Raw genomic sequence first — 24,299 nt, 5'->3', positions numbered from 1 at the left:
TGCCCTCACTTCTTCCTGGGCAGGCCGGGCAAGCCGCCACCGCCGCCCGGCAGACCCGGCAATCCGCCGCCCGTACCCGGCAGGCCGGGCAGGCCCTTCGGCAATCCGCCGCCCTGCGACAGGCCCGCGGCCTCCGCCTCCTTCTGCAGGGCTTCGAGTTGCTTCGGGTCCATCTTCGACAGGTCCGGCATGCCACCCATACCGCCAAGGCCCATCTTCTGGGCCATGCCGCCCATCATGCCCTGCATCATGCCGCGCTTCTTGCCCTTGCCGCCCATGGCCTTCATCATGTCGGCCATTTGGCGGTGCATCTTCAGGAGCTTATTGATCTGCGCGGCATCCGTGCCGGAACCTGCGGCAATGCGCTTCTTGCGGCTGTGCTTCAGAAGGTCCGGGTTTGCGCGCTCCTTCGGCGTCATCGACTGGATGATGGCCATCTGGCGGGCAAAGGTCTTGTCGTCGAAGCCGGCGGCGGCCATCTGGTCCTTCATCTTGCCCATGCCGGGCATCAGCCCCATGATGCCGCCCATGCCGCCCATTTTCTGCATCTGCGCAAGCTGGTCGGCGAGATCGTTCAGGTCGAACTTGCCGGCCTGCATCTTCTTCGCCATCGCCGCGGCTTTTTCCTGGTCGATGGTCTCGGCGGCTTTTTCCACCAGGCTGACGATGTCGCCCATGCCGAGGATGCGGTCGGCGATGCGCTTGGGGTGGAACTCCTCGAGCGCATCCATCTTCTCGCCGGTACCGATAAGCTTGATCGGCTTGCCGGTGACGGCGCGCATGGAAAGGGCCGCGCCGCCGCGCCCGTCGCCGTCCATGCGCGTCAGGACGAGGCCGGTGATGCCGACGCGCTCGTCGAAATTCTGCGCCAGGTTGACCGCGTCCTGACCCGTAAGCGAATCGGCGACCAGAAGGATCTCGTGCGGGTTCGCGGCGCGCCTGATGTCGGCCATCTCGGCCATCAGCGGCTCGTCGATGTGGGTGCGGCCGGCCGTATCCAGGATAACGACGTCATGGCCGCTGAGCTTCGCCGCCTGGACGGCGCGCCGGGCGATGTCCACCGGGCTCTGGTCAGGTACGATGGGCAGCGTGGCGATGCCCGTCTGCTCGCCAATCTGCTTGAGCTGCTCCTGGGCGGCGGGACGGCGGGTATCGAGCGAGGCCATGAGGGACTTCTTGCCCTGGCGCTCGGACAGCCGCTTGGCGATCTTGCCGGTGGTGGTGGTTTTGCCGGAGCCCTGCAGGCCGACCATCATGAGAACGACGGGAGCGGGAGCGTTGAGATCGATCGTCTCGCCTTCCGCGCCCAGCATCTCGACCAGCTCGTCATGGACGATCTTGACGACCATCTGGCCGGGCTTGACCGACTTCAGGACCTCCGCGCCCACGGCCTTCTCCCGCACGCGGTCGGTGAAGGAACGCACGACGTCGAGGGCCACGTCGGCCTCGATCAGCGCCCGGCGCACCTCGCGGAGCGCAGCCGAAACATCCGCCTCCGAAAGCGTCCCGCGCCCGGTGAGATTGTTCAGGATTGCGCCAAGGCGCTCCTGCAGGTTCTCAAACATCCGCGTTCCTCATGGTCTCGCATCACTTCAGATACGAGAGGTAATATATCCGCGCCCGCGCTTAAACCTCGCGCAAAGCCGAAAAGCACCCGGGGGCGCATCGCGCTGCCGGGTGTTGACCTCCGGGATCGGTACCCTTGCATGCCAAGGGCGTCCCGGTCGGCTGCTCGGAGTTTACAACTCGTCGCGGAAAGTAGGCGCGTCTACCCTGAAAAGCGGGGAAGAGTCAAGTCTGGCCGCTCAGGGAAGCCGGCGCCGCCCGTTCGACGGCGCCGGCTCGTTTCGTTCCGTTCTCAGTCCCGAACCACGTAGACGATGCGGCGGCTTTCCGGCTCGACCAGAACCGGTTGTCCGTTCACATAGACATAGCGGTAGTCATAGTCGGGAATCTCGCGTATCTCGACGGTTTCAGGAACGCCAGCGCCGACGACCACCTCGCCCTCGAGATAAACGGGGTCGACGCGATTCTGTTCGACGTAGGTCACCACTTCCCGCGGCGGGGTGACGGTGTCGATCGCACCGCCGGCGACCGCACCCGCTGCGCCGCCGATCGCCGCGCCCGCGGGACCGCCGATAAGCGCGCCCGCCACGGCGCCGGTTGCCCCGCCGGCGAGTGCGCCGCTGCCGTCATCCGTGCTTGCCGTGGTCTCATACGTCACGGTCGGAATTTCGGCCTGCGCCGGGCGCTCGGACAGGATGATCTGCTCCTGGCCGGCGACACTCGCGGTCAGATAGTCCGAATAGGCCCAGCCTTCGGTGCCGGCGTGGGTGACCTGGCACCATTTGCTGCCTTCGAGACAGCCATTGATGGTGGTCTGCTCATTGGCTCCGATCACGCCGATGACGTTGTGTTGCGGCCCTGGGCCGGAGCGTATGTTCAGGTCCGTAGTGGCGGTGGCGGACATCTGGGCCGCCGCGACGCCGGTGAATGCAAACAGAGCGACCGCTGCGATCGCCGCCTTCAGGTTCGAGTGCTTCATTCTCGGTCTCCTTCAATCTGTCCCCGCTTCGGACCTACGAACAAAATGGGCGTGGTTTCGTTCCCGAAAGGAGCAGTGCGTAGCCGTGCGCCGGTAAAGGTGATCGCAATCATTTTCTGCTATGACCGGTGAAACGAGCGGGTTTTTTGGGAGAACGGCATGGTTTCAGCAGGCAGGGGACGATTTCTCGCGGCGGTGGCGGGCGCCGCCTTGCTTCTTCTAGGTGGTGCTGCGTTTGCCGCGCCCTGCGGCGATGGGGCCGGCGGGTTCGAAAACTGGAAATCACAGTTCGTCCAGGAAGCATCGCAGCACGGGGTCTCCCCCGGGGCGCTCGATGCACTCATGCGCACCCGCTACGCCTCGAAGACGATCGCGGCCGATCGCGGGCAGAAGAGCTTCAAGCTGACGCTGGATGCCTTCATGCAAAAGCGCGGGGCGGATGCAATCATTTCGCGTGGCAGGCGCATGAAGGAACGCCATGCCGGGCTGCTCGCCTCGCTCGAGCGCCAGTACGGCGTGCCCGCCGGACCGCTTCTCGCCATATGGGGCATGGAAACCGGCTTCGGCAGTTTCCTCGGCAACCAGAACATCCTCTCGGCGGTGGCGACACTCGCCTATGATTGCCGGCGTTCGGAGTTCTTCACCGGCCATCTCTATGCCGCGCTGGCGCTCGTGGAGCGCGGCACGCTCGACCCCGCCGCGGTCGGCGCTGCGCATGGCGAAATCGGCCAGACGCAGTTCCTGCCTGGCAATGCACTGCGCTACGGCGTCGACGGCGACGGCGACGGGCGCGTCGACATGATCGGCTCGATCCCGGATGCACTGGCTTCGACGGCCAATTTTTTGCGTGCCCATGGCTGGCAGCCCGGCGCGGGGTACCAGCCGGGCGAACCGAGCTTCGTCGCGCTGCAAGGCTGGAACGCGGCAAGCGTCTACCAGCAGGCCATCGCCATCATCGGTCGGGAGATCGACGGGTAAGGGATCGCGTTTAGCAGCATCCTATCCTGTTGCGCGTCATCCCGGACAGCCTGCGCTCTCGCTCCGGCTTCCGGGATGACTGCTATCCAGTTGATCGCATGCCACTCCAGGGGCCGTGCGACGGCTACTCCGCCGCGGCCCGGCCGGCGCCGAAGCGGCGTTCGATATAGTCGGCCACCATCTTCTCGAACTCGGCGGCGATATTTGCGCCGCGCAGCGTGGCGGCCTTTTTGCCGTCGATGAAGACGGGAGCGGCCGGCGTTTCGCCGGTGCCGGGAAGCGAGATGCCGATGTCGGCGTGCTTGGATTCGCCGGGCCCGTTGACGATGCAGCCCATGACGGCGACCTGCAGCGCTTCCACACCGGGATATTTCTCGCGCCAGACCGGCATGTTCTTGCGGATATCGTCCTGGATCTTCTGGGCCAGTTCCTGGAAGACGGTCGACGTCGTCCTTCCGCAGCCCGGGCATGCGGCCACCACGGGCAGGAACTGGCGGAAGCCCATGGTCTGCAGCAGTTCCTGGGCGACCTGCACCTCGCGGGTGCGGTCGCCGCCGGGTTCCGGGGTGAGCGAGATGCGGATCGTGTCGCCGATGCCCTGCTGGAGCACGATTGCCATCGCCGCCGCTGAGGCGACGATGCCCTTGGTGCCCATGCCGGCTTCCGTCAGGCCGAGATGCAGCGCGTGGTCCGAGCGGTGCGCAAGTTCGGTGTAGACGGCGATCAGGTCCTGCACCTGGCTCACCTTGGCCGACAGGATGATGTGATCACGCGGCAGGCCGATCTCCTCGGCCAGCTCCGCCGAAAGCAGCGCCGACTGCACGATGGCTTCGCGCGTGACCTCCTGGGCCGTCATGGGCGAGCCCTTTTCCTGGTTCTCGTCCATGAGCCGCGTCAGGAGCTCCTGGTCGAGGGAGCCCCAGTTGACGCCGATACGCACCGGCTTGTCGTGTCGGATCGCCGTCTCGATAATTGCCGCGAACTGCCGGTCCTTCTTCTCCCTGAAGCCGACATTGCCGGGATTGATCCGGTATTTGGCGAGTGCCTCGGCACAGGCAGGGTGGTCGGCCAAAAGCTTGTGGCCGATATAGTGGAAATCGCCGACCAGGGGGACGTTATGGCCCAGCCGCTCGAGCCTTTCGCGGATTTTCGGCACCGCGGCCGCGGCCTCGTCGCGGTCCACCGTGATGCGCACGATCTCCGAGCCCGCGCGGTGGAGGGCGGCGACCTGGGCGACGGTTGCATCCACGTCCGCGGTGTCCGTGTTGGTCATGGACTGGACCACGACCGGGGCGTCGCCGCCAACGACGACGCCGCCGATATCGACGCCGACGGCGCGTCGGCGCGGGAAGGGAGAGGAAAAGTAGCCGGAGACGGCTGCGGCGGTCATGGACCTGCGCCCCATGTTCAACGCGTTGCCCGTGAGGTGGCGAAGCGGCGCGCAAATGTCAATGGTGCCGTGCGCGGCGGGACGCATGGCCGGGCTGGCAGAATGGGCGGTTTCCGCCGCCGTTTCAGACCAGGCGCCGAAAAGTGCGGCGGTCCGCGCTCGCCGGGGCACCTTGCGTTACACGGCGACGCGCTCTATTTTCGCGCCTGCTCTAACGGGGTGCCGGCCGCATGCGGCGGTTCGGCTGAGAGGCGACACGGCTTTGCCCGCCAACCCGCTGAACCTGATCCGGCTCGCACCGGCGGAGGGATTAGACGCTGACCGTCAGGCGCCTCATTCCCCTGGAACCATGAGAGGAGGCGTCCTATGCGTTTGTTGCTTGCCTGTCCTGCCCTTGTCTTCGGCCTTCTCGCGATGAACAGCGGACACGCGCAGGAGACCCTGACCGTCTACACCTATGACAGTTTCACCGCCGAGTGGGGGCCCGGCCCGCGGGTGGAAGAGGCCTTCGAGACCGCGTGCGGCTGCGACCTCGAGTTCGTCTCCGTGGCCGACGGCGTGGCACTCCTCAATAGGGTCCGGCTGGAGGGCGAGGGGACGCAGGCCGATATCGTCCTCGGGCTCGACACCAACCTCATCCACGCGGCGAAGGAGACCGGGCTTTTCGCCCCGCACGGCATCGATCCCGGCAGGATCGAGGTGCCCAGCGGTTTCGAGGACGATGTCTTCGTGCCCTACGATTACGGTTACTTCGCCTTCGTCTACGACACGGAAGCAATCGAGGCGCCTCCGCAAAGCCTGAAGGAACTGGTGGAATCCGGCAGCGATCCGAAGATCGCCATCCAGGATCCGCGCACCTCCACCCCGGGCCTCGGTCTTCTCCTGTGGGTGAAGGCCGTCTATGGAGACGAGGCGGCGGGCGCCTGGGAAAAGCTGCGCGACAATGTCGTGACCGTCACGCCCGGCTGGAGCGAATCCTACGGCCTGTTCACCAGCGGCGAGGTGCCGATGGTGCTTTCCTACACTACCTCGCCCGCCTATCACCGCATTGCCGAGGATACGGACCGCTACCGCGCCGCCAGCTTTGAAGAAGGACACTATCTTCAGGTGGAGGTCGCCGCGCGGACGGTGAAGGGGGCAGACAATCCGCTCGCCGAAGAGTTCCTTTCGTTCATGACCGGTCCCGGCTTCCAGGACATCATTCCGGAGACGAACTGGATGTTCCCGGCAGGCGAGACTTCCGAACCGCTGGACCCGGTTTTCAACGAATTGGTGGAGCCCGCCGAGACCCTCCGGTTCTCGCCGCGCGAGGTCGCCGAAAACCGCGAAGCCTGGGTCGACGAGTGGCTGTCCGTGATGAGCCGGTAGCGCCGTTTCTGGCGGGGCGGGGCCGTGTTGCGGCCGGCGCGCTGGCGCTGGCGGCGATCGGCATTCTCATCGTGGGTGCCTTTCTCGGGCTTGTCCGGGAGGGTGTTGCGGACTGGCGCGGGGCGCTCGACGCCTTCGACGGTTACCTTCTGCGCGTGGCGCGCTTCACCCTCTGGCAGGCCGCCCTGTCGACGCTGCTGTCGGTTGTCCCGGCGATCCTCGTCGCGCGCGCTCTGGCGCGCCATCCGCGCTTTCCCGGGCGCGCCTTCATTCTCCAGCTCTTTGCGGTACCCCTGGCGCTGCCGGCGATCGTCGCCGCCCTCGGCGTGCTGGCGCTTTATGGGCGTGCGGGTTATTTCGCACCCTTCTTTTCGGCCCTTTCCGGCGAAGGCTGGCCCGGCATTTACGGGCTTTCCGGCATTCTCGTCGCTCACGTCTTCTTCAATCTGCCACTTTCGGCACGTCTCTTCCTGGGGGCGCTCGAAGCCGTGCCGGCCGACCAGTGGAGGCTTGCCGCACAACTGGGCATGGGGCCGCTCGCCGCCTTCCGCTTTGTCGAGTGGCCCGCCCTGCGCGCCGCCCTGCCCGGGGTGGCCGGCCTTGTCTTCATGCTGTGCGCCACCTCCTTCACGATCGTGCTGACGCTCGGCGGCGGCCCGCGCGCGACCACGCTGGAAGTGGCCATCTACCAGGCGTTGCGCTTCGACTTCGATCCGGCGCGCGCCATCGCGCTCACCCTGGTGCAGATCACGCTGACGGGCCTGGTCGTCATGGGGCTCGCGCGCCTCGGCGCTTCGATGCGGGGTGACGCGAGCCTGCCGGTCGCCCCGCGTCGGGCGGTGTTTCCCGGGCGTTGCGAGCGGGGCGTCAATGCCGCGATCGTCGTTCTTGCGCTTCTTTTCGTAGCGGGGCCGATGGCGGCGACCGTGATCGCCGGGCTCGCGGCAGACCTCACGCGGCTTGCTGGTGAGCAGGCCGTGCGCGCGGCGACCGCGACGAGCCTGGTGCTCGCGTGCCTTGCCGCGTGCCTTTGCCTCGCCCTGTCGATCGCGCTTGTCATGGCGCGGCGGGCGCTGGAACTCGCGCGTGCGGGCCCCGTGCCCGGCGTCCTGGAGCGGATGAGCGACACCGGCGCGGCGATGGTGCTCATCGTTCCGCCCGTCGTCATCGGCGCGGGCTGGTTCATCCTGCTGCGCCACTTCGGGAATGTTTTCGCCTTCGCGCCCGTGATGGTGGTGACGGTGAATGCGGTGATGGCCATGCCCTTTGCGATCCGCGCCATCCGCCCGGCCTATGACGCGGCGAGCGCCAGGCACGAGAAACTGTGTGCCGCCCTCGGCATTTCCGGCTGGAACCGTCTGCGCCTGGTGGATTGGCCCACCCTCAGGCGGCCGGCGGCCACCGCGTTCGCCTTCGCCATGGCACTGTCGCTCGGTGACCTCGGCGTGATCGCGCTGTTCGGCAGCGATCAGGTGCAGACCCTGCCCTATCTCCTGCTGCAGCGCATGGGCAGCTACCGCACGGCCGACGCGGCGGGAATTGCGCTTTTCCTGGGGCTTCTTTGCCTCGGGCTGATGTTCGCGGCCGCGCGTTGGGGTAGGGAACGGCCATGACACCGCGGCAAGAACCCAGCGGCGCGGCGGTCCGGGCTGAAAAGCTCGACTTCGCCTATCCCGGCGGCCCGGGCATGCGCTTCGAGCTGTCTGCCGCGGCCGGCGATATCGTCGCGCTGATGGGGCCGAGCGGCTCGGGCAAGTCGACGCTGTTGAACCTGATCGCCGGCTTCGAGCGCCCGGATTCGGGGCGCGTGACCATCGGCAACGATGATGTGACGGCGCTTCCGCCGCATCGCCGGCCGGTCTCCATGGTCTTTCAGGAGAACAATCTGTTCGCCCATCTCACCGTTGCCCAGAATGTCGGGCTCGGCCGTTCACCGTCGCTGCGGCTGACGGCCGGCGACCGGGCCGCGGTGGGCGAGGCCCTGGCGCGCACTGGGCTTTCCGGCAAGGAGGGGCGGCTGCCGAATGCGCTTTCGGGCGGCGAACGCCAGCGCGTGGCGCTGGCGCGCGTTCTGGTGCGCCGGCGGCCCGTCCTTCTGCTCGACGAGCCATTCGCCTCGCTCGGACCGGCGCTGCGCGACGAGATGCTGGATCTGATCACCGATCTTCACGGGGAGCAGGGCATGACGGTGCTCATGGCTACCCACGATCCGCGCGACGCCGAGCGCCTGTCCCGGACACTGGTCTTCCTGGAAAGCGGCACCGTTGCAGCCGTCGGCTCCACGCGCGATTTCCTGTCCGGCGGCAAGTCGCCCGCTTTCGACCGCTATCTGGGCGCGCGCAGATAGCGGTCCTTTTCCAAAAGTTGAGTTGCCTAACCCGATTTGGTCATTATTTACCGTCACGGGTGCAGGCTCCGCATGCGGATTCTTGTTTTGTCGGGAAGTCTGTGGCTAGCTCGGCAACGAGCGCAGGTGCCAACCGGAAAGCTGTCGAAAGGATATCGTCCTGTTCCCCCGTCTACCCACGAGAATGGCCGTGACCTCCGGGGCGGGAATACAGCCCTTGCGCAAGGTGCTGCTCGCCGGCTTGGTGTCGGGTCTGGCCGGCTGCCAGCCGGCGGAACTGACGGAGGTCGGCTTCGTGCCGTCCCCCAATCCGGTGACGGTGGACACGGTGACGCGCGGCGACCGGCTGGCGGACCTGGCGCGGCGCCAGCATCCGAAGATCCTGCAGACCTATGGCGGCGAATACTCCAATCCGAAGCTGGAGCGCATGCTGGCGCGGATCGTCGGCAAATTGACGCTCGACCCGGACAATCCATCCCAGACCTACCGCATCACCATTCTCGATTCGCCCAGCATCAACGCCTTCGCCCTGCCGGGCGGCTATCTGTATGTCACGCGCGGGCTTCTGGCGCTTGCGAACGATTCGGCGGAGATTGCCGCCGTTCTCGCCCACGAAATGGCGCATGTGACGGCCAATCACGGGATCGAGCGCCAGCGTTGGGAGGCGGAGGTGAACCTGACCTCGCGCGTGGTGGAGGGGGTTTTAAGCTCCGACAGCAATGCACGGGCGGCCGCGGTGCGCAGCAAACTGCGGCTTGCCCAGTTCTCGCGCAATCAGGAGCTTGAGGCAGACGAGATCGGTATCCGTTCCATTTGGCGCGCCGGCTACGATCCTTACGCGGCGGCGCGTTTCCTGCGCTCCATGGATGCCTATCAGAGCTATCGCAACGTCAGCGGCGCACGGGATCAGAGCCTCGATTTCCTGGCAAGCCATCCGAACGCGCCGCGTCGTATCGAGCTGGCGCAGGAACACGCGCAAGGCCATGGCGCGCCAGGGGCCGGCGCCCGCGACCGCGACACGTTCCTCGACGGGCTCGACGGACTGCTCTTCGGCGATCGGGCGGACCAGGGCTATGTGCGCGGGCGCCAGTTCCTGCACCCCACGCTGGGGGTTGCCTTTGCCGTGCCGGAAGGGTTCGTGATCGACAATTCAGCCGGCGAGGTCGTTGCCTCCGGGCCGAACGACCTGGCCTTCCGTTTCGATGGGGCCACGGTTGCGCGCAGCGTTTCCCTCAGGGACTACCTGCAGGGTGACTGGCTGGGCGGGCTGGATGCAAGCTCTATCCGCGAGACGACGATCAACGGCCGCGAAGCGGCGACGGCCCGCGCCCATACGGCGGAATGGCAGTTCGACGTGACGGTGGTGCGCGTCGGCGAGCAGGTCTACCGTCTCCTGACCGGCGCCCCGCGCGACAGCGATGCGCTCGAACGCACGGCCCGTGCGATCACCGGCAGCTTCCGCGTCCTCGACAAGGCCGAGATCGCCGCGCTGAAGCCACTCAAGATCCGCGTGATAACCGTCAGGCCGGGCGAATCCGTCGCCACCTTCGCCAACCGGATGGAAGGGGTGGACCGCAAGCTCGAGCTCTTCCGCGTGTTGAACGGCCTGGGATCCGGGTCGACCATCTCGGCCGGCGACCGCGTCAAGATCGTTACCGACGAATAGCGTTCAGCCGGCCTGCGGGGCGATCTCGGGGTGCCGCTTCACGAGCGCGGTGCGCAGCTTCTCCATGGCGCGCGACTCGATCTGGCGCACCCGTTCCTTGGAAATGCCCAGCGTCGCACCGAGGGATTCCAGTGTCGCGCCGTCCTCCGACAGGCGCCTTTCGCGCAGGATCGTCAGCTCGCGCCCGTTGAGCGTGCCCAGTGCCTGGTTCAGCCACTGCGCGCGGCGCTCGCCGTCGATCGCCTCGCCCACCACCTCGTCCGGTGCCGGGGAGTCGCAGACGAGAAACTCGATGCGCTCGGAGGCCATGTCGCCGTCGCTTTTCAAGGGCGCGTTGAGCGAGGTGTCGGAGCCGGCAAGGCGCGCGTCCATCAGGGCTACATCGGCTTCCGAAACCCTGAGTGCCTGCGCCACTTCGCGATAGACGTCCTGGCTGGGCGTGTCGCCGCCGGCCTTCTGCAGCTTGGTGCGCAGGCGCCGCAGATTGAAGAAAAGCGCCTTCTGGGCCGAGCTCGTGCCGCCACGCACGATGGACCAGTTGCGCAGGATGTAATCCTGGATGGAGGCGCGTATCCACCAGGTGGCATAGGTCGAGAAGCGGACCTCGCGTGAAGGGTCGAAGCGTGCCGCCGCTTCCAGGAGGCCGACATGGCCCTCCTGGATGAGATCGCTCATGGAAAGGCCGAAATGGCGGAACTTGGCCGCCATGGCGATGACGAGCCGCATGTGTGCCATGGTCATGCGGTGCAGCGCCTGCTGGTCCTGACGCTCCTTCCAGCGGATGGCCAGCGCGTGCTCCTCCTCCCGGGCCAAATATGGCGCCTTCATCGCCGCCTTGATCAGCTTGCGCCTGGCGTCTTGCTGCATCTCGCGCTCCCAAGCCTCCTCGCGGGCCGGTGGCCGGCCGGAGCCGGGCCGTTCGGACGTCGCATCGCTTAACCCGTGTGGAACGCCAAAAGTTCCACCGGTAGGAGGGTCGAAACGGAGCACAGCGGTTATGGCGCGAGATGCCTCGCGCAATTGTGATCGCCTCGGCGTTCCTTCGCCTGACCCCTTTTGCGCCTGCAGCCCCTTCGTGGATGGCTGCATGCAGGCCATGAACCACTCCGACAAATGAAAAAACCCGGCCGCAAGCGGCCGGGTTCGAAGCTGTCGGTGGTGAAAGAGGGTGGCTTACGCCGCCTCCTCCTTCTCCGTTTCCTCGTTATCGGCTTCGGTCTTGCCGCGGCGCGGTCCCTTGTTGAGGTTCACCTCGATGAGGCGCACCGCCTCGGTTTCCGACATGCGGTTAACCGCGGCGATCTCGCGCGCCATCCGATCGAGCGCGGCCTCGTAGAGCTGGCGCTCGGAATAGGACTGCTCCGGCTGGTGTTCGGCGCGGTAAAGGTCCCGCACCACCTCCGAAATGGAGATGAGATCGCCGGAATTGATCTTGGCGTCGTATTCCTGCGCGCGGCGCGACCACATGGTGCGCTTGACGCGTGCGCGCCCCTGAACCACCTTCAGCGCCCGATCGACGTAATCCGTCTCGGAAAGCTTGCGCATGCCGATGGCAGTCGCCTTGGCGACCGGCACCTTGAGCCGCATCTTGTCCTTCTGGAAATCGATAACGAACAGCTCCAGCGTGTGGCCGGCCACCTCCTGTTCCTCGATGGTGACGATCTGTCCAACCCCGTGCGCGGGATAGACAATGTATTCGCCCGTCTTGAAACCCTGGCGCTGTGCCGACTTCTTTTGCTGGGTTGCCATACGCCTAACACTCCTGTTCTTGTTGGGGGCGGAGTCGTGCCCTCGCCCCGCCCATGCCGCAGGCCGGCTATCGTCGAAGTGTGCGCAGGTCTTGAGGCTTCCGGAAGCCAGCGGTTGCCGCTCGTGCATCCTTGCCTGGCCCAAGTCGCCTTGGTCCGGAAATAGGCCCCACCTTTCAGTGATTATCGCGTCTGCGCCATCAAAAGACGTGTTGTCACCGGCATGTCAAAGGAATCTAACACAAAAGGCTGAAAGAATCAACAATTTGCTGCACGTGCACACTCATGGCCGGAAGGCAAAATGCCCGCCTGCCCAGCATGCGACACGGTGACGCGACCCTTGCACGGCCGCGTCGTTAGATCAATCGCCTTCGCCCGGCTCGGACGAGAAATACTTCTCGAATTTATTTTCGACGCCATCGAATTCCTTGGCGTCGGCGGGCGGTTCTTTCTTGGCTGTTATATTCGGCCACTTCTCGGCATACTCGGTATTAACCTGCAGCCATTGGTCGAGACCCGGCTCGGTGTCGGGCTTGATCGCCTCGGCGGGGCATTCCGGCTCGCACACACCGCAGTCGATGCACTCGTCGGGATGAATGACGAGCATGTTTTCGCCCTCATAGAAGCAGTCGACGGGGCACACCTCGATGCAGTCCATATACTTGCACTTGATGCAGTTGTCGGTCACGACATAGGTCATATCGGGCTCCCCGGCCTTTCGGGCCGCAATCACTTTCGGCGGGTGAGGTAGACCCTTTAAAGCGCCGTGGCAAGGGTCGCCATTCCGCCGCCGAACGTCGCAGGAGAACAGCTTTTCACCGGTGCAATGCCGGGAAACGGCGGTGCGGTGCCGGCCTCTATTCTTCGCCGCGCCACCTGTCCAGCGCCCGCCTGTCCTTCTTGGTGGGGCGCCCGGCGCCCGGCTCGCGAAGGGGCCGGAGGGCCGGAGGCTCGGCACTGCCGGGCCGTGCGGGCGGCGTCAGGTCTTCATAGAGCAGCCTGGCCTCGTCGGCCGGCCCGCGCCGCTCGCCCGGCGCAAGAATGCGATAGACCAGAATCCGTCGGTCGAGCGTGATCGTGAGCACATCGCCCGGCCGCACCTGATGGGCGGCCTGGTCGATCTTGTTGCGATTGACCCTCACCCGGCCCGCCTGGGCCAGCCGGGCGGCGAGCGAGCGGGATTTGACCACCCGCGCGAAGAACAGCCACTTGTCGATACGCTGCCGTCCGTCCGCGCCCACGCGAGGCCCGCCTATTTCCTGAGCTGATCTCGGAGTGCGGCCAGCTTCGCGAAGGGCGAGTCGGGATCGACCTTCGGCGGCCGTTCCTCGCGCTGCGGCCTTGCCGGTCCGCCCTTGTAACCGTCCTTGCCCCCCTTGCGCCGGTCCCTCGGCGGCCTGTTCTCCGCATCGCGCGGCGGCCGTCCCTTGCCCTTCGCCTGCCGCCCGCCGTCCTGCTTGTTGTCGCGGGGGTGCCGGCCCTGGCGCCGCTCGAAACGGGCCGGCCGCCAGACGAGAACCGGTTTCGGCTCTTCTTCCTCCCCAGTGTCCTCTCGCGCCGCCGCATCCGGCCGAGCTTCCCCGGCGCTTCCGGCCTCCTGCCGCGGTTCATCCACGTCGACAGGTTGGGCCGGGCCCGTGCCGCCGGCCAGGCCCTCGTCCGCCGTGTCCTTGTCGGACGGTGCGGCGGCCTGGTCCCGCTCGGCCCCGACCGCTTCGCGGACGGGTGCCGCAGTTTCAACTTGCGTTTCCGGTGATCCGGTCGGGGCGGACATATCCGATGCCGGCCCGGTGCCGACGGCCTCTTCCTCCGTCGCGGCGGCGGTGTCTGTCGGCGCCTCGCCCGCGGTTGCTGGCTCCGGTGCGGCGCTGCGGTCCAGCGCCTCCACGCGCGCGGCAACCTCTGCGGCCGGCTTCGCCTCGCAGCGGTAGCCGAGTGCCTTGAGGATCGCTTCCATGTCCTCGGCCGTTGCGCCGAGGATCGACATCATGGCCGGGGTGACGATGAAGGTCCCGCCGTCGAAGGCGCCGTCGGGCCGCTTGCCCGTGCCGGGTTTCCAGGCGAGCGCCGGCCGGATGAGGTCGGCCAACCGCTCGAGGATGTCCACGCGCACCGCCCGCCGGCCGAGATTGCGGAAGCCGGCGAGCCGGTAGAAGGCGCGCTCGTAGGTCGGATCGGTGACGATCGAGGTGCGCCCGGCGGCAAGCGCGGCCACCACATCGCCGTAGCCGGGCTTGTCCTTGGCGTCGTTCTTGAGCGCCCACAAGAGCGTGGAGAGGCTCGCCGGCGCCGGCTTGACAAGTGCTGGCACGAAGATGTGGTAGGCGCCGAAACGCACGCCGAGGCGCCTCAGCGCCGCGCGTGCTTCCTGGTCGAGCGCGCGCACTTCCTCGGCCACGTCGCGCCGGTTCAAAAGGCCGAAATTCTCGGCGAGCTGGAAGGCCAGCCCGCGCGCCATGCCGTTCAACGCCTCCGCCTGCTTGAGATCAACCAGCGGCTTCAACTGGCTCTCGATCTGATAATTGACGAAGCGCTCGGCGCGCGCGGCCACCTTGTCGCGCGCGGGACCGGTCAACTGCTCGTCGGCCAAAAGGATCGCCCGCGGCTTCAGGACGTCGTCGCCGGCCGTCAGCGTGGCCACCGGTGCGCCCAGCCAGCGCAGGACACCGTCGGAGCCGAGCGCCAGGTCGCCGTTGGGCGCGGCCGCGAAGCGCTCCGCGCGGGTTTCGAACTCGACGGCCAGCGCCTTCTGTGCCGCCGCCTTGACGGCGCGCGCATCCTCGCCTTCCGCGTTCCTGTCGGCGGTGAAACGGAATCCCTGCATCTCGCCCACGTGGTGGCCCTCGACCAGGACCTCTCCCGCGGGACTGATTTCTGCTTCCGGCATCGCATTCTCTCTCAGGCGCTTCATGAGCACGGAAGTCCTGCGGTCCACGAAGCGTTTCGTCAATCGCTCGTGCAGCGCATCGGACAGACTGTCTTCGATCTCTCGCGTTTTTTCCTGCCAGTGTGTCGGATCGGACAACCATCCCGGGCGGTGGGAAACGAACGTCCAGGTGCGGATTTGCGCGATCCTGTGCGACAGTGTGTCGATCTCACCCTCGGTGGAATCGGCGCGGCGCACCTGCTCGGCCATGTAATCCTCGTCGACATGGCCGCTGCGCGCAAGATCAGAGAAGATGGAGCCGACCAGTTCGGCATGCTGGGCCGGCGCGATCTTGCGGTAGTCCGGCAGCGCGCAGGCATCCCACAAGAGGGCCACGGTCTCCCGCCCGGAAGCGAGCGCACACACGTCATCGTCTCTCGAGAGATGGTCGAGCACGCGCAGGTCCGCCGCCGGCAGCGCCCGCGTCAGCCCGTCCACCGGCGGCAGGGCCTCGAGCGAGGCCTTCAGCGCGTCGATGCTGGACAGGTCGGTCTGGGCGGAACGCCACTGCAGCATCTTCACCGGCTCGAACTGGTGCGTCTCGATGCGCTCCACCAGGGCATCGGGCAGAGGATCGACCTGTCCGGTGACGCCGAAGGTGCCGTCGCGCACGTGCCGTCCGGCGCGTCCGGCGATCTGGCCCAGTTCGGCGGCCGACAGATCACGGAACTGGAAACCGTCGAACTTCCGGTTCTGGGCGAAGGCCACGTGATCGACGTCGAGGTTGAGTCCCATGCCGATGGCATCGGTGGCCACCAGATAGTCCACGTCGCCGGATTGGTAGAGAGCGACCTGCGCGTTGCGCGTGCGCGGGCTGAGCGCGCCCAGCACGATGGCCGCGCCGCCGCGCTGGCGGCGGATCAGCTCGCCGATGGCATAGACCTCATCGGCCGAAAAGGCCACCACGGCCGAGCGCCGCGGCAGGCGCGTGATCTTCTTGGAGCCGGCATAGGAGAGCACCGACATGCGCGGGCGCGTGACGACGGAAATGCCCTTGAGCAGCTTTTCCAGGATGCCGCGCATGGTCGCCGCGCCCAGGAGCAGGGTCTCCTGACGGCCGCGCAGGTTGAGGATGCGGTCGGTGAAGATGTGGCCGCGCTCCAGATCGGCGGCGAGCTGCACCTCGTCGATCGCCACGAAGGCGACGTCCGTCTCGCGTGGCATGGCCTCGACCGTGCACACGGAATAACGCGCACCGGGCGGCACGATCTTCTCCTCGCCGGTGATCAGCGCCACATTTTCCTCGCCGACACGGGCCGCCACGCGGCCATAGACCTCGCGGGCAAGCAGTCTCAGCGGCAAGCCGATCATGCCGCTCTCATGGGCGATCATCCGCTCGATCGCCAGATGCGTCTTGCCCGTATTGGTCGGCCCCAGAACCGCCGTCACGTCGCGTCCGTCGAGGACGGCAGTTCCGCTGTCTCTTGGCTGAATGTTCATGTGCTTGAAGGGACCCGGATGTTCCTTGTCGCGTGCCGTGCAGCAGCGCAAGTCGACCGCCACCACCGCAGACATATAGGAAAAGTCGGGCGGAGCGAAAGGCAAAACCGGGCGAAATTAATCATTGGAACGAGTCTGGAACGAATCGGCGACGAATCACTGACTCGTCCGTGTTCCTGCTTTGTGCACCACAACATCTAGCGCGACGAATGGTGTGCAGCCGAAGATGATGAATCGTGGCGGAGAAGCCGGAGGCGAGTCCGGCCTGCCGTGTTAACCTTTTGTGCGCGCGTGTGCCGCGCCCTGCCAGTTATGGCCACAACTCCAAGATTTCATTGACCTTTATGAACCAAATCTTAATGCAGATCACGGTGTCCGCCTGTCATTCGTTAACGTTCCGGCCAAACCCGGAACGAACAGGCGACGAATCAGCGATCAACTCTCGTTCTGTTTATGTTCCGCACCAGATATTGTGATTTCCACAACCTGTACACCGACGTCCACAGGATTCACACAGCTTCCGGACAGGGGGCTGTTAACGAATCCGTTCCATCGCGGGACAGGGAGGTTTCAGGCGATGTACTGGCCGCCGTTCGCCGTCAGCGTGGAGCCGGTGATGAAGCCGGCCTCGTCGGAAGCGAGAAAGACCACGCAGCGGGCGATTTCCCTGGCCTCCCCCAGGCGCCCGACGGGAATCTGGCCGACGATCTTCTCGCGCACGGGCTCGGCCACGGCCATCACCATATCGGTGGCGATGTAGCCCGGGCAGATGGCGTTGACCGTAATTCCGGCGCGCGCGCCCTCCTGGGCAAGCGCCTTGGTGAAGCCGAGGTCGCCGGCCTTGGCGGCCGAGTAGTTCACCTGCCCGACCTGCCCCTTCTGCCCGTTGATGGAGGAGATGGTGATGATGCGGCCGAACCGGCGCTCCCGCATGCCCGGCCACAGCGGATGGGTCATGTTGAAGACGCCGTTGAGATTGGTATCGATCACCTCCCGCCACTGCTCGGGCGAGAGCTTGTGGAACATGGCGTCGCGCGCGATGCCGGCATTGTTGACGAGCACGTCGACCGGGCCCAGCGTCGCTTCCACCTCGGCAATGCCCGCCGCGCAGGCGCCATAGTCGGCGACGGACCAGCGATAGGCGGGAATGCCGGTTTCCTCGGTGAAATGGCGGGCCGTCTCTTCATTGCCGGCGTAATTCGCCGCCACCCGGTATCCCGCATCCTTCAATGCCACCGAGATCGCCGCGCCGATGCCGCGCGTCCCGCCGGTCACGAGTGCCGTTCTGGCCATTTTTCCCTCCCATCGAGAAAAAGGCGGTGGCCATCTCTGCGGCCTACCGCTCCTGCAGGTTCCTGATCAGCGCTCCACGCACAAGGCCACCCCCATGCCGCCGCCGATGCACAGGGTGGCCAGCCCTTTCCTGGCGTCGCGCCTGCGCATTTCATAAAGCAGCGTGTTGAGCACGCGGGCACCGGAGGCGCCGATCGGGTGGCCGATGGCGATCGCGCCGCCATTAACGTTGACGATCTCCGGATCCCAGCCCATGTCCTTGTTGACGGCACAGGCCTGCGCCGCGAATGCCTCGTTCGCCTCGACGAGGTCGAGTTCCTCTGCGCGCCAGCCGGCTTTTTCGAGGGCACGGCGGGAGGCGGGGATCGGCCCCGTGCCCATCACCGCCGGATCGACGCCGGCGGTTGCCCAGGAGACGATGCGCGCCAGCGGCTCGACGCCGCGCCGCGAAGCCTCCTCCTCGCTCATCAGCACGGCGCCGGCGGCCCCGTCGTTGATGCCGGAGGCGTTGCCGGCCGTCACGGTGCCCTCCTTGTCGAAGGCGGGACGCAGCTTCTGCATGGCGTCCAAAGTGGCGCCGTGGCGGATGTACTCGTCATCCTCGACCACCACGTCGCCCTTCCGCGTCTTCACCGTGACCGGCGTGATCTCGTCCTTGAAGCGGCCTGCCTTCTGAGCGGCCTCGGCCTTGTTCTGCGAGGCGAGGGCGAAGGCATCCTGCTCCTCGCGGGTGATCTGGAAGGCGCGGGCGACGTTCTCCGCCGTCACGCCCATGTGATAGCCGTTGAAGGCATCCCAGAGCCCGTCGCGGATCATCGTGTCGATCATGGCGTGGTCGCCCATCTTCACGCCGCCGCGCAGGTACGCGCAATGGGGCGAAAGCGACATGGATTCCTGGCCCCCGGCGACGATGATCTTCGCGTCCCCGCAGGCGATCTGCTGCATGCCGATGGCGACCGCCCTCAGCCCCGAGCCGCACACCTGGTTGAGCCCCCAGGCAGTGGTCTGCCTGGGCAGGCCGGCGGCGACGGACGCCTGGCGGGCGGGGTTCTGGCCCTGGCCAGCGGTCAGCACCTGGCCGAGAATGACCTCGTCCACCTCCTCCGCCGAAACGCCCGCGCGCTCCAGAACAGCCTGGATGACGGCCGCGCCGAGCTCATGCGCCGGCACCTGGGCGAAGGAGCCGTTGAAGGCGCCGACGGCGGTGCGTGCCGCGCTGGCGATAACGATCGCGTTGGAGGACGGCATGAACTCACTCCCTGATTGGACGAGGATAATCGATCCACTTTTTTTGCGTCCAATGGGCGGCGCGTCAAGGCGAATGAATTCGCGCCGAGAAATTGCGGCGCAACGAAGCGTGTTAGCGGTTGCAGCGAAAAGCGCTTTCATTTGCGGCAGACTTTCGCATATCCTGCGGGTTGGTGGAGCCGGGCTCCGCCTTGAAGTCGCGTCAGGGGGAGGTCTGAAATGGCGGCAAAGGATGACCCCGTGGTTATCAAGAAATATGCCAACCGGCGCCTCTACAACACCGGCACCAGCACCTATGTGACGCTGGAGGACTTGGCACAGATGGTGCGCCGCGATGAGGATTTTGTCGTCCAGGACGCCAAATCGGGCGAGGACATCACCCATTCGGTCCTCACGCAGATCATCTTCGAATTGGAGAGCGACAAGAACGGGCAGAACATGCTGCCCAGTTCCTTCCTGCGCCAGCTGATCGCATTTTACGGCGACCAGATGCAGATGGTGGTGCCGACCTTTCTCGAACAGTCGATGCAGGCGTTCGCGAAGGAGCAGGAGCGCATGCGCGAACAGATGCGTGATGCCTTCGGCAACACGCCGATGGGGGACATGATGCAAATGGGCGCGCCCATGAAGATGATCGAGGAGCAGACACGCCGCAACATGGAGATGTTCCAGAACGCCATGCGCATGTTCCAGGTCCCCGCGGCCGGCGGCAACGGAGCGCGGGAGGAGGCGCAGGGCGGAACGGAGAGGAAGGACGATCTCGACGAGATGCGCGAGCAGATCGCCGCCATGCAGCGCAAGATCGACTCGATGTCGAAGGATTAGCCTGAAGCGCCGGTGCCGGCACCGCAGCGTGCAGACGAGCGAAAAACCGGTTCCCAAAAAAGGGAAAGGCCGGCGCGAGGCCGGCCTTTCCGCGTGCTGCCTGAGATCTGTAGTGCTTAAGCTTCCTTCGGCTCCAGCACCTGGCGGCCGCGATACATGCCCGTCTTCAGGTCGATGTGATGCGGGCGGCGCAGCTCGCCGGAATCCTTGTCCTCGACATATTTCGGCGCCTTGAGCGCGTCGGCCGAGCGGCGCATGCCGCGCTTGGACGGCGTCGTCTTCCTTTTGGGTACAGCCATCGTACTCTCCGCTGTTCGGTCAAAGGCCCCTGCGGCCCTGATCGACAGGGACCCCGCAATCCGGCCGGGTAACGAGAAATTCGCGCCGCCTATACACCGCAATTGCCTCTTTGGCCAGTGGGTCGCGGCGATTTTTCGCGCTCCACGGCGCGATCATCCCTCTTCCGCGCGGATGTCGTAGCGCTCCACAAGCTCCGGGTGGACGAGGTTGGCGTGCAGCATGAGAAGAACGATTTCCGCGTCGAGCCCCTCGCCCGCCTCCAGCGCCGCCTCCAGGCGCCCGCGCGTCTCGGAGAGGCGTTCGCCGCCGTTTTCGCGCGCGAACGCTTCTTCCCCCAACGCGCAATAGGCCATCAGCGCGCCCACCGGCGGATAGGCGGTTGCCGGCGGGTCCGCGGCACGGCCGCTGGCCATGAGCCCGATGGCGGCCAACTTGGCGCCCTCGGAAACCTGCACCGGGTGCAATCCCGCTTCCCGAAGGGCGGCATCGAGCCGGCGCAGGTCCTGCGAACGACCGAACATGCCGAAGAAGCCGATCGAAGAACCGCGCTTGACCATCTTATCCTCCCGCTCGGTCGAGGCAGCCAACATAAGCGCCCGCCATGCGCGCGCGCTCCTGGATGATGGAGGCAAGCCGGTTCAAGCCGCTCGAGGGATTTGCGGGGTCGCGTCCCTTCGGGTTGGGCAGCGTGACGGCGAGAAGGGCCGCCTGCCGCCGGGTGAGATCCTTGGCGGGGCGGCCGAAATGGTGCCGGGCCGCCGCCTCGACGCCATAGATGTTCGGGCCCCATTCGGCGATGTTCATGTAGATTTCCATGATGCGGCGCTTCGGCACGACGGCGTCGAAATAGATCGACAGCGGCGCCTCGAGCGCCTTGCGTACGAAGGAGCGCCCGGGCCAGAGAAAAAGGTTCTTCACCGTCTGCATGGGGATGGTGGAGGCGCCGCGCGTGCGCTCTCCCGAAAGCGCCTCGCTGACGACGGTGTTGAGCGCGCCCCAGTCGACCCCGGAATGGGCGCAGAACTGGCCGTCCTCCGACATCATCACCGAGTGCACCACGACGTTGCCCATCTCGTCGAGCGGGATCCAGCGCCGGTCGTATCCCTCGAGCTTGACGAGGTCGGCGAGCATCAGTGTCGAGACCGGATGCACGAAGGACAGGCGATAGAGGACGGTCAGGCCCAGCGGCAGAAGAACGAGGATCACGATAACGGCAATGATCCGGCGCAGCCAGCGCCGCCAGGTGTGCCGGCGCGCCCGCTTGCGCTTTAGCGCAGCGTGCGATCGTTTCTCCGCTTTCACTGAAGGTGCCGGCACAGCATGCCCCCGATCGGCTTCCCTGCCCTCGCATACCGGCAGCGGGCGGGCCTGGCAACGCTCAATGCGGGACGGAGGCCTTGACCCTTGCGGCGAATACCGGCATCGCTGCCGCCATGGAAGAACCGTCAATCCCATTCGAGGGCCTGCTTGCGGTTTCGGGCGAAGCCGTAGAGGCCATGCTGCGCCGCCTCCTGGACGAACGTGTGCGCGAGGGTGAGATCGCGCGGCCGCAGTGGCTGCTCGCGGCCATGAGGCACGGGGCGCTCAACGGCGGAAAGAGGCTGAGGCCCTTCCTGCTCATCGAGAGCGCGCGGGTCTTCGGGGTGGAGGGCGAGGCGGTGCTGCGGGTCGCCGCGGCCCTCGAATGCGTGCACTGCTATTCGCTGATCCACGACGACCTTCCCGCCATGGACGACGACGATCTGCGCCGCGGGCAGCCGACGGTGCACCGCGCCTTCGACGAGGCGACGGCCATTCTCGCCGGTGACAGTCTTTTGACCTACGCCTTCGGTATCATCGCCGAGGACGAGACCGAGCTTCCGGCCGGTATTCGCCTTGAGCTCGTAGCGCGCCTTGCGCGTGCGGCAGGGGTCGGCGGCATGGCCGGCGGGCAGGCGCTCGATCTCGCCGCCGAGCGCGAGAGGCCGGGCGAGAACGGCGTCATAAGGCTCCAGGCCATGAAGACCGGCGCCCTCATACGCTTTGCCTGCGAGGCGGGTGCCGTGATCGGCGACGCCGCGGCGGCCGACCGGGAGCGTCTATCGGCCTTCGGCGCAGCGATCGGGCTGGCCTTCCAACTCGCCGACGATCTTCTGGACCTGACATCGGATGCAGAGACCCTGGGCAAGGCGACGGGCAAGGACGCCGCCGCAGGCAAGGCGACGCTCGCCGCGCTTCACGGACAGGACTGGACCCGACGCCAGCTTGCAGGCCTGATTGCCCAGGCCGAAGATTTGCTGGAGCCCTTCGGGGAGAATGGGGCCATTCTGCGTGACGCGGCCCGTTTTGTCGCGCGAAGGGACAAATAGACCGTTCAGGCCTCTTCGGGCAGGCGGACCGCCTGCGCCGGCTCCGGCAGTCCTCGCCACAAAATCCAGGACAGGATGGCGCTTGCGCCCATCGCCGGGATGACGACACTCATGGCGAACACCGGCTCGCCGATCAGCGCCGCGACCGAACCGCCCAGGAGCCCTCCGCCCATCTGCATGAAGCCGGCGAGCGCGGAGGCCGCACCCGCCATGTGCGGGAAGGGGGCGAGCGAGGCGGTCATCATCGCCGGCATGACGAAGGCGATCCCGTAGGCATAGAAGGCGACGGGCCCCATGACCCTCAGGAAGCTCGGCGAGGCGGTGTTGAGCCCGTAGGCGAGCAACGTGCTGCCCAGGGCGATGAAGCCGAGCCCCACAGGAACCAGGCGATAGGCGCTGGTCCGGCGCATGAGAAAGCGCACCGAGACCGACCCGGCAAAGAACATGCCCGACTGCATGAGCATGCCGACACCGAACTGCGACGGGGAGAGCCCGACCCGCTCCATGAGGATGAAGGGCAGGACCGTTGCCTGCGTGTACATGGCGCCCACGCTGCCGGCCACCACCAGGCTGGAGGTCATAAAGTACGGACTGGCGAGCAATGTCCCGTAGGCACGGGCTAGTCCGCGCGGGCGGATGCGCGCGAGATCACGGGAAACGGTCTCGCGCATGGCCAACTGCACGACGATCGTGACGAGAAAACCGCCGGCGAGCATGATCAGGAAAATCGCGTGCCAGCCCGCGAACTCCATGGTCAGGCCGCCGATGGTCGGTGCGAGCGCCGGCCCGATCGCCAGGATAATGCCCATCAGGTTCATGATGCGGGCGGACTGCTCGTGCGTGAAAAGGTCCCGCACCAGTGCCCGCGAGACGGCGATCCCCACCGCCGCGCCGACGCCCTGGAGGAAGCGGGCGACGATCAGCACCTCGATCGTCGGCGCGAGGACTGCCAGCAGGCTGGCGGCGGCGTAAACCGCCATGAATGCGAGGGTGACAGGCTTGCGCCCGAGGCCGTCGGAGAGCGGGCCGCAAAAGAGCTGAGCCACGGCGAAGCCGGCGAAATAGAGCGAGAGCGTCATCTTCACGGCGGCTTCGCTCGTGCCGAAGAACTCGACGATCTGCGGCATGGCCGGGGTATAGAGCGCCATGGACAGGGGGCCGATGGCGATCAGCATCGCGCCCAGAAGGCTTACCCGGCGTTCGCTCATGACGGGGCTTGCCGTTGCCGCGGTTTTGTCGTGATCGTGCATGACGCCTTCCAGGCTGCGGCCGGCGGCCAGCCGGCACTCCTCGTGTTACGGCTGATCGGAAATATTGGCGCGGACGACCTTCAGGAGCTTCTGAAGTCTCGACCAGTCTTCCTGGCTCAGCTTTCCACGGGCGCGCCGGCGGACTTCGTCGGCCACGCGCAAGACGGATTCCAGGACCTTGTCGCCTTCCGCCGTCACGCGCACCAGCTTGGCGCGCCGGTCGTTCGGATCCGCCTTGCGCTCGATGAGCCCTCTCTGTTCGAGCCGGTCGAGATAGGTGCTGAGGGTCATCGCCTCGAGCCCCATGCGTTCGGCCAGGATGTTCTGGCGCAGGGTTCCGAAACGGACCGCATAGGCCAGGGTCCGGGCCTCGCCGGGCGTCACCCCGATCCCGGCGGACAGGATGCGCCGGTCAAGGTCCGCCCTGATCAGCCGTGCCAGATCGGTGACCAGAAAGCCGAAGGAATCCGGATCCAACCGGGGTGTCATGATGCCATTTTTCCGAAAAATAGTAAGTCAGCCTTATTAAATTGGGACCGCCGCGTGGTCAAGTCAAGCGTTGCGCGCCGGCGGCAGCGCTCCTACATCCGAACCGGCTCCGGCCTCCCGCCCGTTTTGTTCGAGGTT

The 24,299-nt window shown here is 66.3% G+C and carries 22 protein-coding genes and 1 riboswitch; of the genes, 7 read left to right on the top strand and 15 right to left on the bottom strand.

Annotation, left to right across the window (positions count from 1 at the left end; all coding sequences use genetic code 11):
* Positions 1 to 5: 5 nt before the first annotated feature.
* Positions 6 to 1,565, bottom strand: coding sequence for a signal recognition particle protein (ffh, locus tag SIN08_RS19220; RefSeq protein ID WP_322453209.1), 1,560 nt, complete (start codon positions 1,563 to 1,565; stop codon positions 6 to 8).
* 293 nt (positions 1,566 to 1,858) lie between these two features.
* Positions 1,859 to 2,545, bottom strand: coding sequence for a DUF1236 domain-containing protein (locus tag SIN08_RS19215; RefSeq protein WP_322453208.1), 687 nt, complete (start codon positions 2,543 to 2,545; stop codon positions 1,859 to 1,861).
* 159 nt (positions 2,546 to 2,704) lie between these two features.
* On the opposite strand from SIN08_RS19215, the gene SIN08_RS19210 reads away from it, so the two are divergent.
* On the top strand, positions 2,705 to 3,523 hold the full coding sequence (locus SIN08_RS19210) for a lytic murein transglycosylase (RefSeq protein ID WP_322453207.1): 819 nt from the start codon (positions 2,705 to 2,707) through the stop codon (positions 3,521 to 3,523).
* A gap of 124 nt (positions 3,524 to 3,647) precedes the next feature.
* Here SIN08_RS19210 and ispG read toward each other — a convergent pair whose 3' ends face one another.
* A complete protein-coding gene (gene ispG, locus SIN08_RS19205) occupies positions 3,648 to 4,913 on the bottom strand; it encodes a flavodoxin-dependent (E)-4-hydroxy-3-methylbut-2-enyl-diphosphate synthase (protein ID WP_322453206.1) in 1,266 nt (421 codons plus the stop codon).
* 205 nt (positions 4,914 to 5,118) lie between these two features.
* A riboswitch (TPP riboswitch) is annotated at positions 5,119 to 5,240 on the top strand.
* 39 nt (positions 5,241 to 5,279) lie between these two features.
* Between ispG and thiB the strand changes: the two genes are divergently transcribed.
* The 4 genes from thiB (at position 5,280) to SIN08_RS19185 (ending at position 10,294) form a co-directional block, all read left to right on the top strand.
* Entirely contained in the window at positions 5,280 to 6,281 is a 1,002-nt protein-coding gene (gene thiB / locus SIN08_RS19200) for a thiamine ABC transporter substrate binding subunit (protein ID WP_322453205.1), read from the top strand.
* On the top strand, positions 6,257 to 7,894 hold the full coding sequence (thiP, locus tag SIN08_RS19195) for a thiamine/thiamine pyrophosphate ABC transporter permease (protein WP_322453204.1): 1,638 nt from the start codon (positions 6,257 to 6,259) through the stop codon (positions 7,892 to 7,894). Before thiB ends, thiP begins: the two co-directional genes overlap by 25 nt.
* The gene (gene thiQ / locus SIN08_RS19190; protein ID WP_322453203.1) at positions 7,891 to 8,628 is read left to right on the top strand and encodes a thiamine ABC transporter ATP-binding protein; all 738 of its coding nucleotides are present in this window, start codon (positions 7,891 to 7,893) and stop codon (positions 8,626 to 8,628) included. Before thiP ends, thiQ begins: the two co-directional genes overlap by 4 nt.
* A gap of 184 nt (positions 8,629 to 8,812) precedes the next feature.
* On the top strand, positions 8,813 to 10,294 hold the full coding sequence (locus SIN08_RS19185) for a M48 family metalloprotease (protein WP_322453202.1): 1,482 nt from the start codon (positions 8,813 to 8,815) through the stop codon (positions 10,292 to 10,294).
* A gap of 3 nt (positions 10,295 to 10,297) precedes the next feature.
* On the opposite strand, the gene SIN08_RS19180 is transcribed toward SIN08_RS19185, so the two are convergent.
* The 7 genes from SIN08_RS19180 to SIN08_RS19150 all read right to left on the bottom strand — a co-directional run bounded on the left by SIN08_RS19180 (position 10,298) and on the right by SIN08_RS19150 (position 18,949).
* Complete coding sequence (locus SIN08_RS19180) at positions 10,298 to 11,161, bottom strand: RNA polymerase factor sigma-32 (protein ID WP_322453201.1); 864 nt, start codon at positions 11,159 to 11,161, stop codon at positions 10,298 to 10,300.
* Between the two features lie 306 nt (positions 11,162 to 11,467).
* Entirely contained in the window at positions 11,468 to 12,043 is a 576-nt protein-coding gene (locus SIN08_RS19175) for a CarD family transcriptional regulator (RefSeq protein ID WP_322453200.1), read from the bottom strand.
* A 360-nt stretch (positions 12,044 to 12,403) separates the two neighbouring features.
* Positions 12,404 to 12,742 carry a ferredoxin FdxA gene (gene fdxA / locus SIN08_RS19170; protein ID WP_322453199.1) on the bottom strand — a complete coding sequence of 113 codons (339 nt, stop codon included), beginning with the start codon at positions 12,740 to 12,742 and terminating at the stop codon, positions 12,404 to 12,406.
* 157 nt (positions 12,743 to 12,899) lie between these two features.
* On the bottom strand, positions 12,900 to 13,283 hold the full coding sequence (locus SIN08_RS19165) for an RNA-binding S4 domain-containing protein (protein ID WP_322453198.1): 384 nt from the start codon (positions 13,281 to 13,283) through the stop codon (positions 12,900 to 12,902).
* Positions 13,284 to 13,294: 11 nt separating this feature from the next.
* The gene (locus SIN08_RS19160; RefSeq protein WP_322453309.1) at positions 13,295 to 16,408 is read right to left on the bottom strand and encodes a helicase-related protein; all 3,114 of its coding nucleotides are present in this window, start codon (positions 16,406 to 16,408) and stop codon (positions 13,295 to 13,297) included.
* Positions 16,409 to 16,978: 570 nt separating this feature from the next.
* Positions 16,979 to 17,701 (bottom strand): acetoacetyl-CoA reductase, encoded by a 723-nt coding sequence (phbB, locus tag SIN08_RS19155; protein WP_322453197.1) that lies wholly within the window; start codon positions 17,699 to 17,701, stop codon positions 16,979 to 16,981.
* 66 nt (positions 17,702 to 17,767) lie between these two features.
* Positions 17,768 to 18,949, bottom strand: a complete 1,182-nt coding sequence (locus SIN08_RS19150; RefSeq protein ID WP_322453196.1) for an acetyl-CoA C-acetyltransferase — start codon at positions 18,947 to 18,949, stop codon at positions 17,768 to 17,770.
* 219 nt (positions 18,950 to 19,168) lie between these two features.
* Here SIN08_RS19150 and phaR point away from each other — a divergent pair, with 219 nt between their 5' ends.
* Positions 19,169 to 19,774, top strand: coding sequence for a polyhydroxyalkanoate synthesis repressor PhaR (phaR, locus tag SIN08_RS19145; RefSeq protein ID WP_322453195.1), 606 nt, complete (start codon positions 19,169 to 19,171; stop codon positions 19,772 to 19,774).
* A 116-nt stretch (positions 19,775 to 19,890) separates the two neighbouring features.
* Here phaR and rpmF read toward each other — a convergent pair whose 3' ends face one another.
* From rpmF to mtgA, 3 genes are all read right to left on the bottom strand, one after another.
* Positions 19,891 to 20,073 (bottom strand): 50S ribosomal protein L32, encoded by a 183-nt coding sequence (gene rpmF, locus SIN08_RS19140; protein WP_322453194.1) that lies wholly within the window; start codon positions 20,071 to 20,073, stop codon positions 19,891 to 19,893.
* 153 nt (positions 20,074 to 20,226) lie between these two features.
* Complete coding sequence (locus tag SIN08_RS19135; RefSeq protein WP_322453193.1) at positions 20,227 to 20,631, bottom strand: hypothetical protein; 405 nt, start codon at positions 20,629 to 20,631, stop codon at positions 20,227 to 20,229.
* A 1-nt stretch (position 20,632) separates the two neighbouring features.
* The gene (gene mtgA / locus SIN08_RS19130) at positions 20,633 to 21,376 is read right to left on the bottom strand and encodes a monofunctional biosynthetic peptidoglycan transglycosylase (RefSeq protein WP_322453192.1); all 744 of its coding nucleotides are present in this window, start codon (positions 21,374 to 21,376) and stop codon (positions 20,633 to 20,635) included.
* Positions 21,377 to 21,507: 131 nt separating this feature from the next.
* Here mtgA and SIN08_RS19125 point away from each other — a divergent pair, with 131 nt between their 5' ends.
* On the top strand, positions 21,508 to 22,422 hold the full coding sequence (locus tag SIN08_RS19125) for a farnesyl diphosphate synthase (protein WP_322453308.1): 915 nt from the start codon (positions 21,508 to 21,510) through the stop codon (positions 22,420 to 22,422).
* Between the two features lie 5 nt (positions 22,423 to 22,427).
* Here SIN08_RS19125 and SIN08_RS19120 read toward each other — a convergent pair whose 3' ends face one another.
* Positions 22,428 to 23,672: a multidrug effflux MFS transporter gene (locus SIN08_RS19120; protein WP_322453191.1), complete on the bottom strand. Its 1,245-nt coding sequence runs from the start codon at positions 23,670 to 23,672 to the stop codon at positions 22,428 to 22,430.
* Between the two features lie 45 nt (positions 23,673 to 23,717).
* A complete protein-coding gene (locus SIN08_RS19115) occupies positions 23,718 to 24,161 on the bottom strand; it encodes a MarR family winged helix-turn-helix transcriptional regulator (RefSeq protein WP_322453190.1) in 444 nt (147 codons plus the stop codon).
* Positions 24,162 to 24,299 lie beyond the last annotated feature (138 nt).

Source organism: Chelativorans sp. M5D2P16 (assembly GCF_034427935.1).
Lineage (GTDB): Bacteria > Pseudomonadota > Alphaproteobacteria > Rhizobiales > Rhizobiaceae > Chelativorans.
Note: the sequence above shows the minus strand (reverse complement) of the source record. Positions and strands in the feature narration are given on the sequence as shown.

Excerpts from the sequence above, each read along its gene's own strand:
- ffh (WP_322453209.1), bottom strand. The coding sequence starts at position 1,565 with ATGTTTGAGAACCTGCAGGAGCGCCTTGGCGCAATCCTGAACAATCTC.
- SIN08_RS19215 (WP_322453208.1), bottom strand. The coding sequence starts at position 2,545 with ATGAAGCACTCGAACCTGAAGGCGGCGATCGCAGCGGTCGCTCTGTTT.
- SIN08_RS19210 (WP_322453207.1), top strand. The coding sequence starts at position 2,705 with ATGGTTTCAGCAGGCAGGGGACGATTTCTCGCGGCGGTGGCGGGCGCC.
- ispG (WP_322453206.1), bottom strand. The coding sequence starts at position 4,913 with ATGACCGCCGCAGCCGTCTCCGGCTACTTTTCCTCTCCCTTCCCGCGC.
- thiB (WP_322453205.1), top strand. The coding sequence starts at position 5,280 with ATGCGTTTGTTGCTTGCCTGTCCTGCCCTTGTCTTCGGCCTTCTCGCG.
- thiQ (WP_322453203.1), top strand. The coding sequence starts at position 7,891 with ATGACACCGCGGCAAGAACCCAGCGGCGCGGCGGTCCGGGCTGAAAAG.
- SIN08_RS19185 (WP_322453202.1), top strand. The coding sequence starts at position 8,813 with ATGGCCGTGACCTCCGGGGCGGGAATACAGCCCTTGCGCAAGGTGCTG.
- SIN08_RS19180 (WP_322453201.1), bottom strand. The coding sequence starts at position 11,161 with ATGCAGCAAGACGCCAGGCGCAAGCTGATCAAGGCGGCGATGAAGGCG.
- SIN08_RS19175 (WP_322453200.1), bottom strand. The coding sequence starts at position 12,043 with ATGGCAACCCAGCAAAAGAAGTCGGCACAGCGCCAGGGTTTCAAGACG.
- fdxA (WP_322453199.1), bottom strand. The coding sequence starts at position 12,742 with ATGACCTATGTCGTGACCGACAACTGCATCAAGTGCAAGTATATGGAC.
- SIN08_RS19160 (WP_322453309.1), bottom strand. The coding sequence starts at position 16,408 with ATGAACATTCAGCCAAGAGACAGCGGAACTGCCGTCCTCGACGGACGC.
- phbB (WP_322453197.1), bottom strand. The coding sequence starts at position 17,701 with ATGGCCAGAACGGCACTCGTGACCGGCGGGACGCGCGGCATCGGCGCG.
- SIN08_RS19150 (WP_322453196.1), bottom strand. The coding sequence starts at position 18,949 with ATGCCGTCCTCCAACGCGATCGTTATCGCCAGCGCGGCACGCACCGCC.
- phaR (WP_322453195.1), top strand. The coding sequence starts at position 19,169 with ATGGCGGCAAAGGATGACCCCGTGGTTATCAAGAAATATGCCAACCGG.
- rpmF (WP_322453194.1), bottom strand. The coding sequence starts at position 20,073 with ATGGCTGTACCCAAAAGGAAGACGACGCCGTCCAAGCGCGGCATGCGC.
- SIN08_RS19135 (WP_322453193.1), bottom strand. The coding sequence starts at position 20,631 with ATGGTCAAGCGCGGTTCTTCGATCGGCTTCTTCGGCATGTTCGGTCGT.
- SIN08_RS19125 (WP_322453308.1), top strand. The coding sequence starts at position 21,508 with ATGGAAGAACCGTCAATCCCATTCGAGGGCCTGCTTGCGGTTTCGGGC.
- SIN08_RS19120 (WP_322453191.1), bottom strand. The coding sequence starts at position 23,672 with ATGCACGATCACGACAAAACCGCGGCAACGGCAAGCCCCGTCATGAGC.
- SIN08_RS19115 (WP_322453190.1), bottom strand. The coding sequence starts at position 24,161 with ATGACACCCCGGTTGGATCCGGATTCCTTCGGCTTTCTGGTCACCGAT.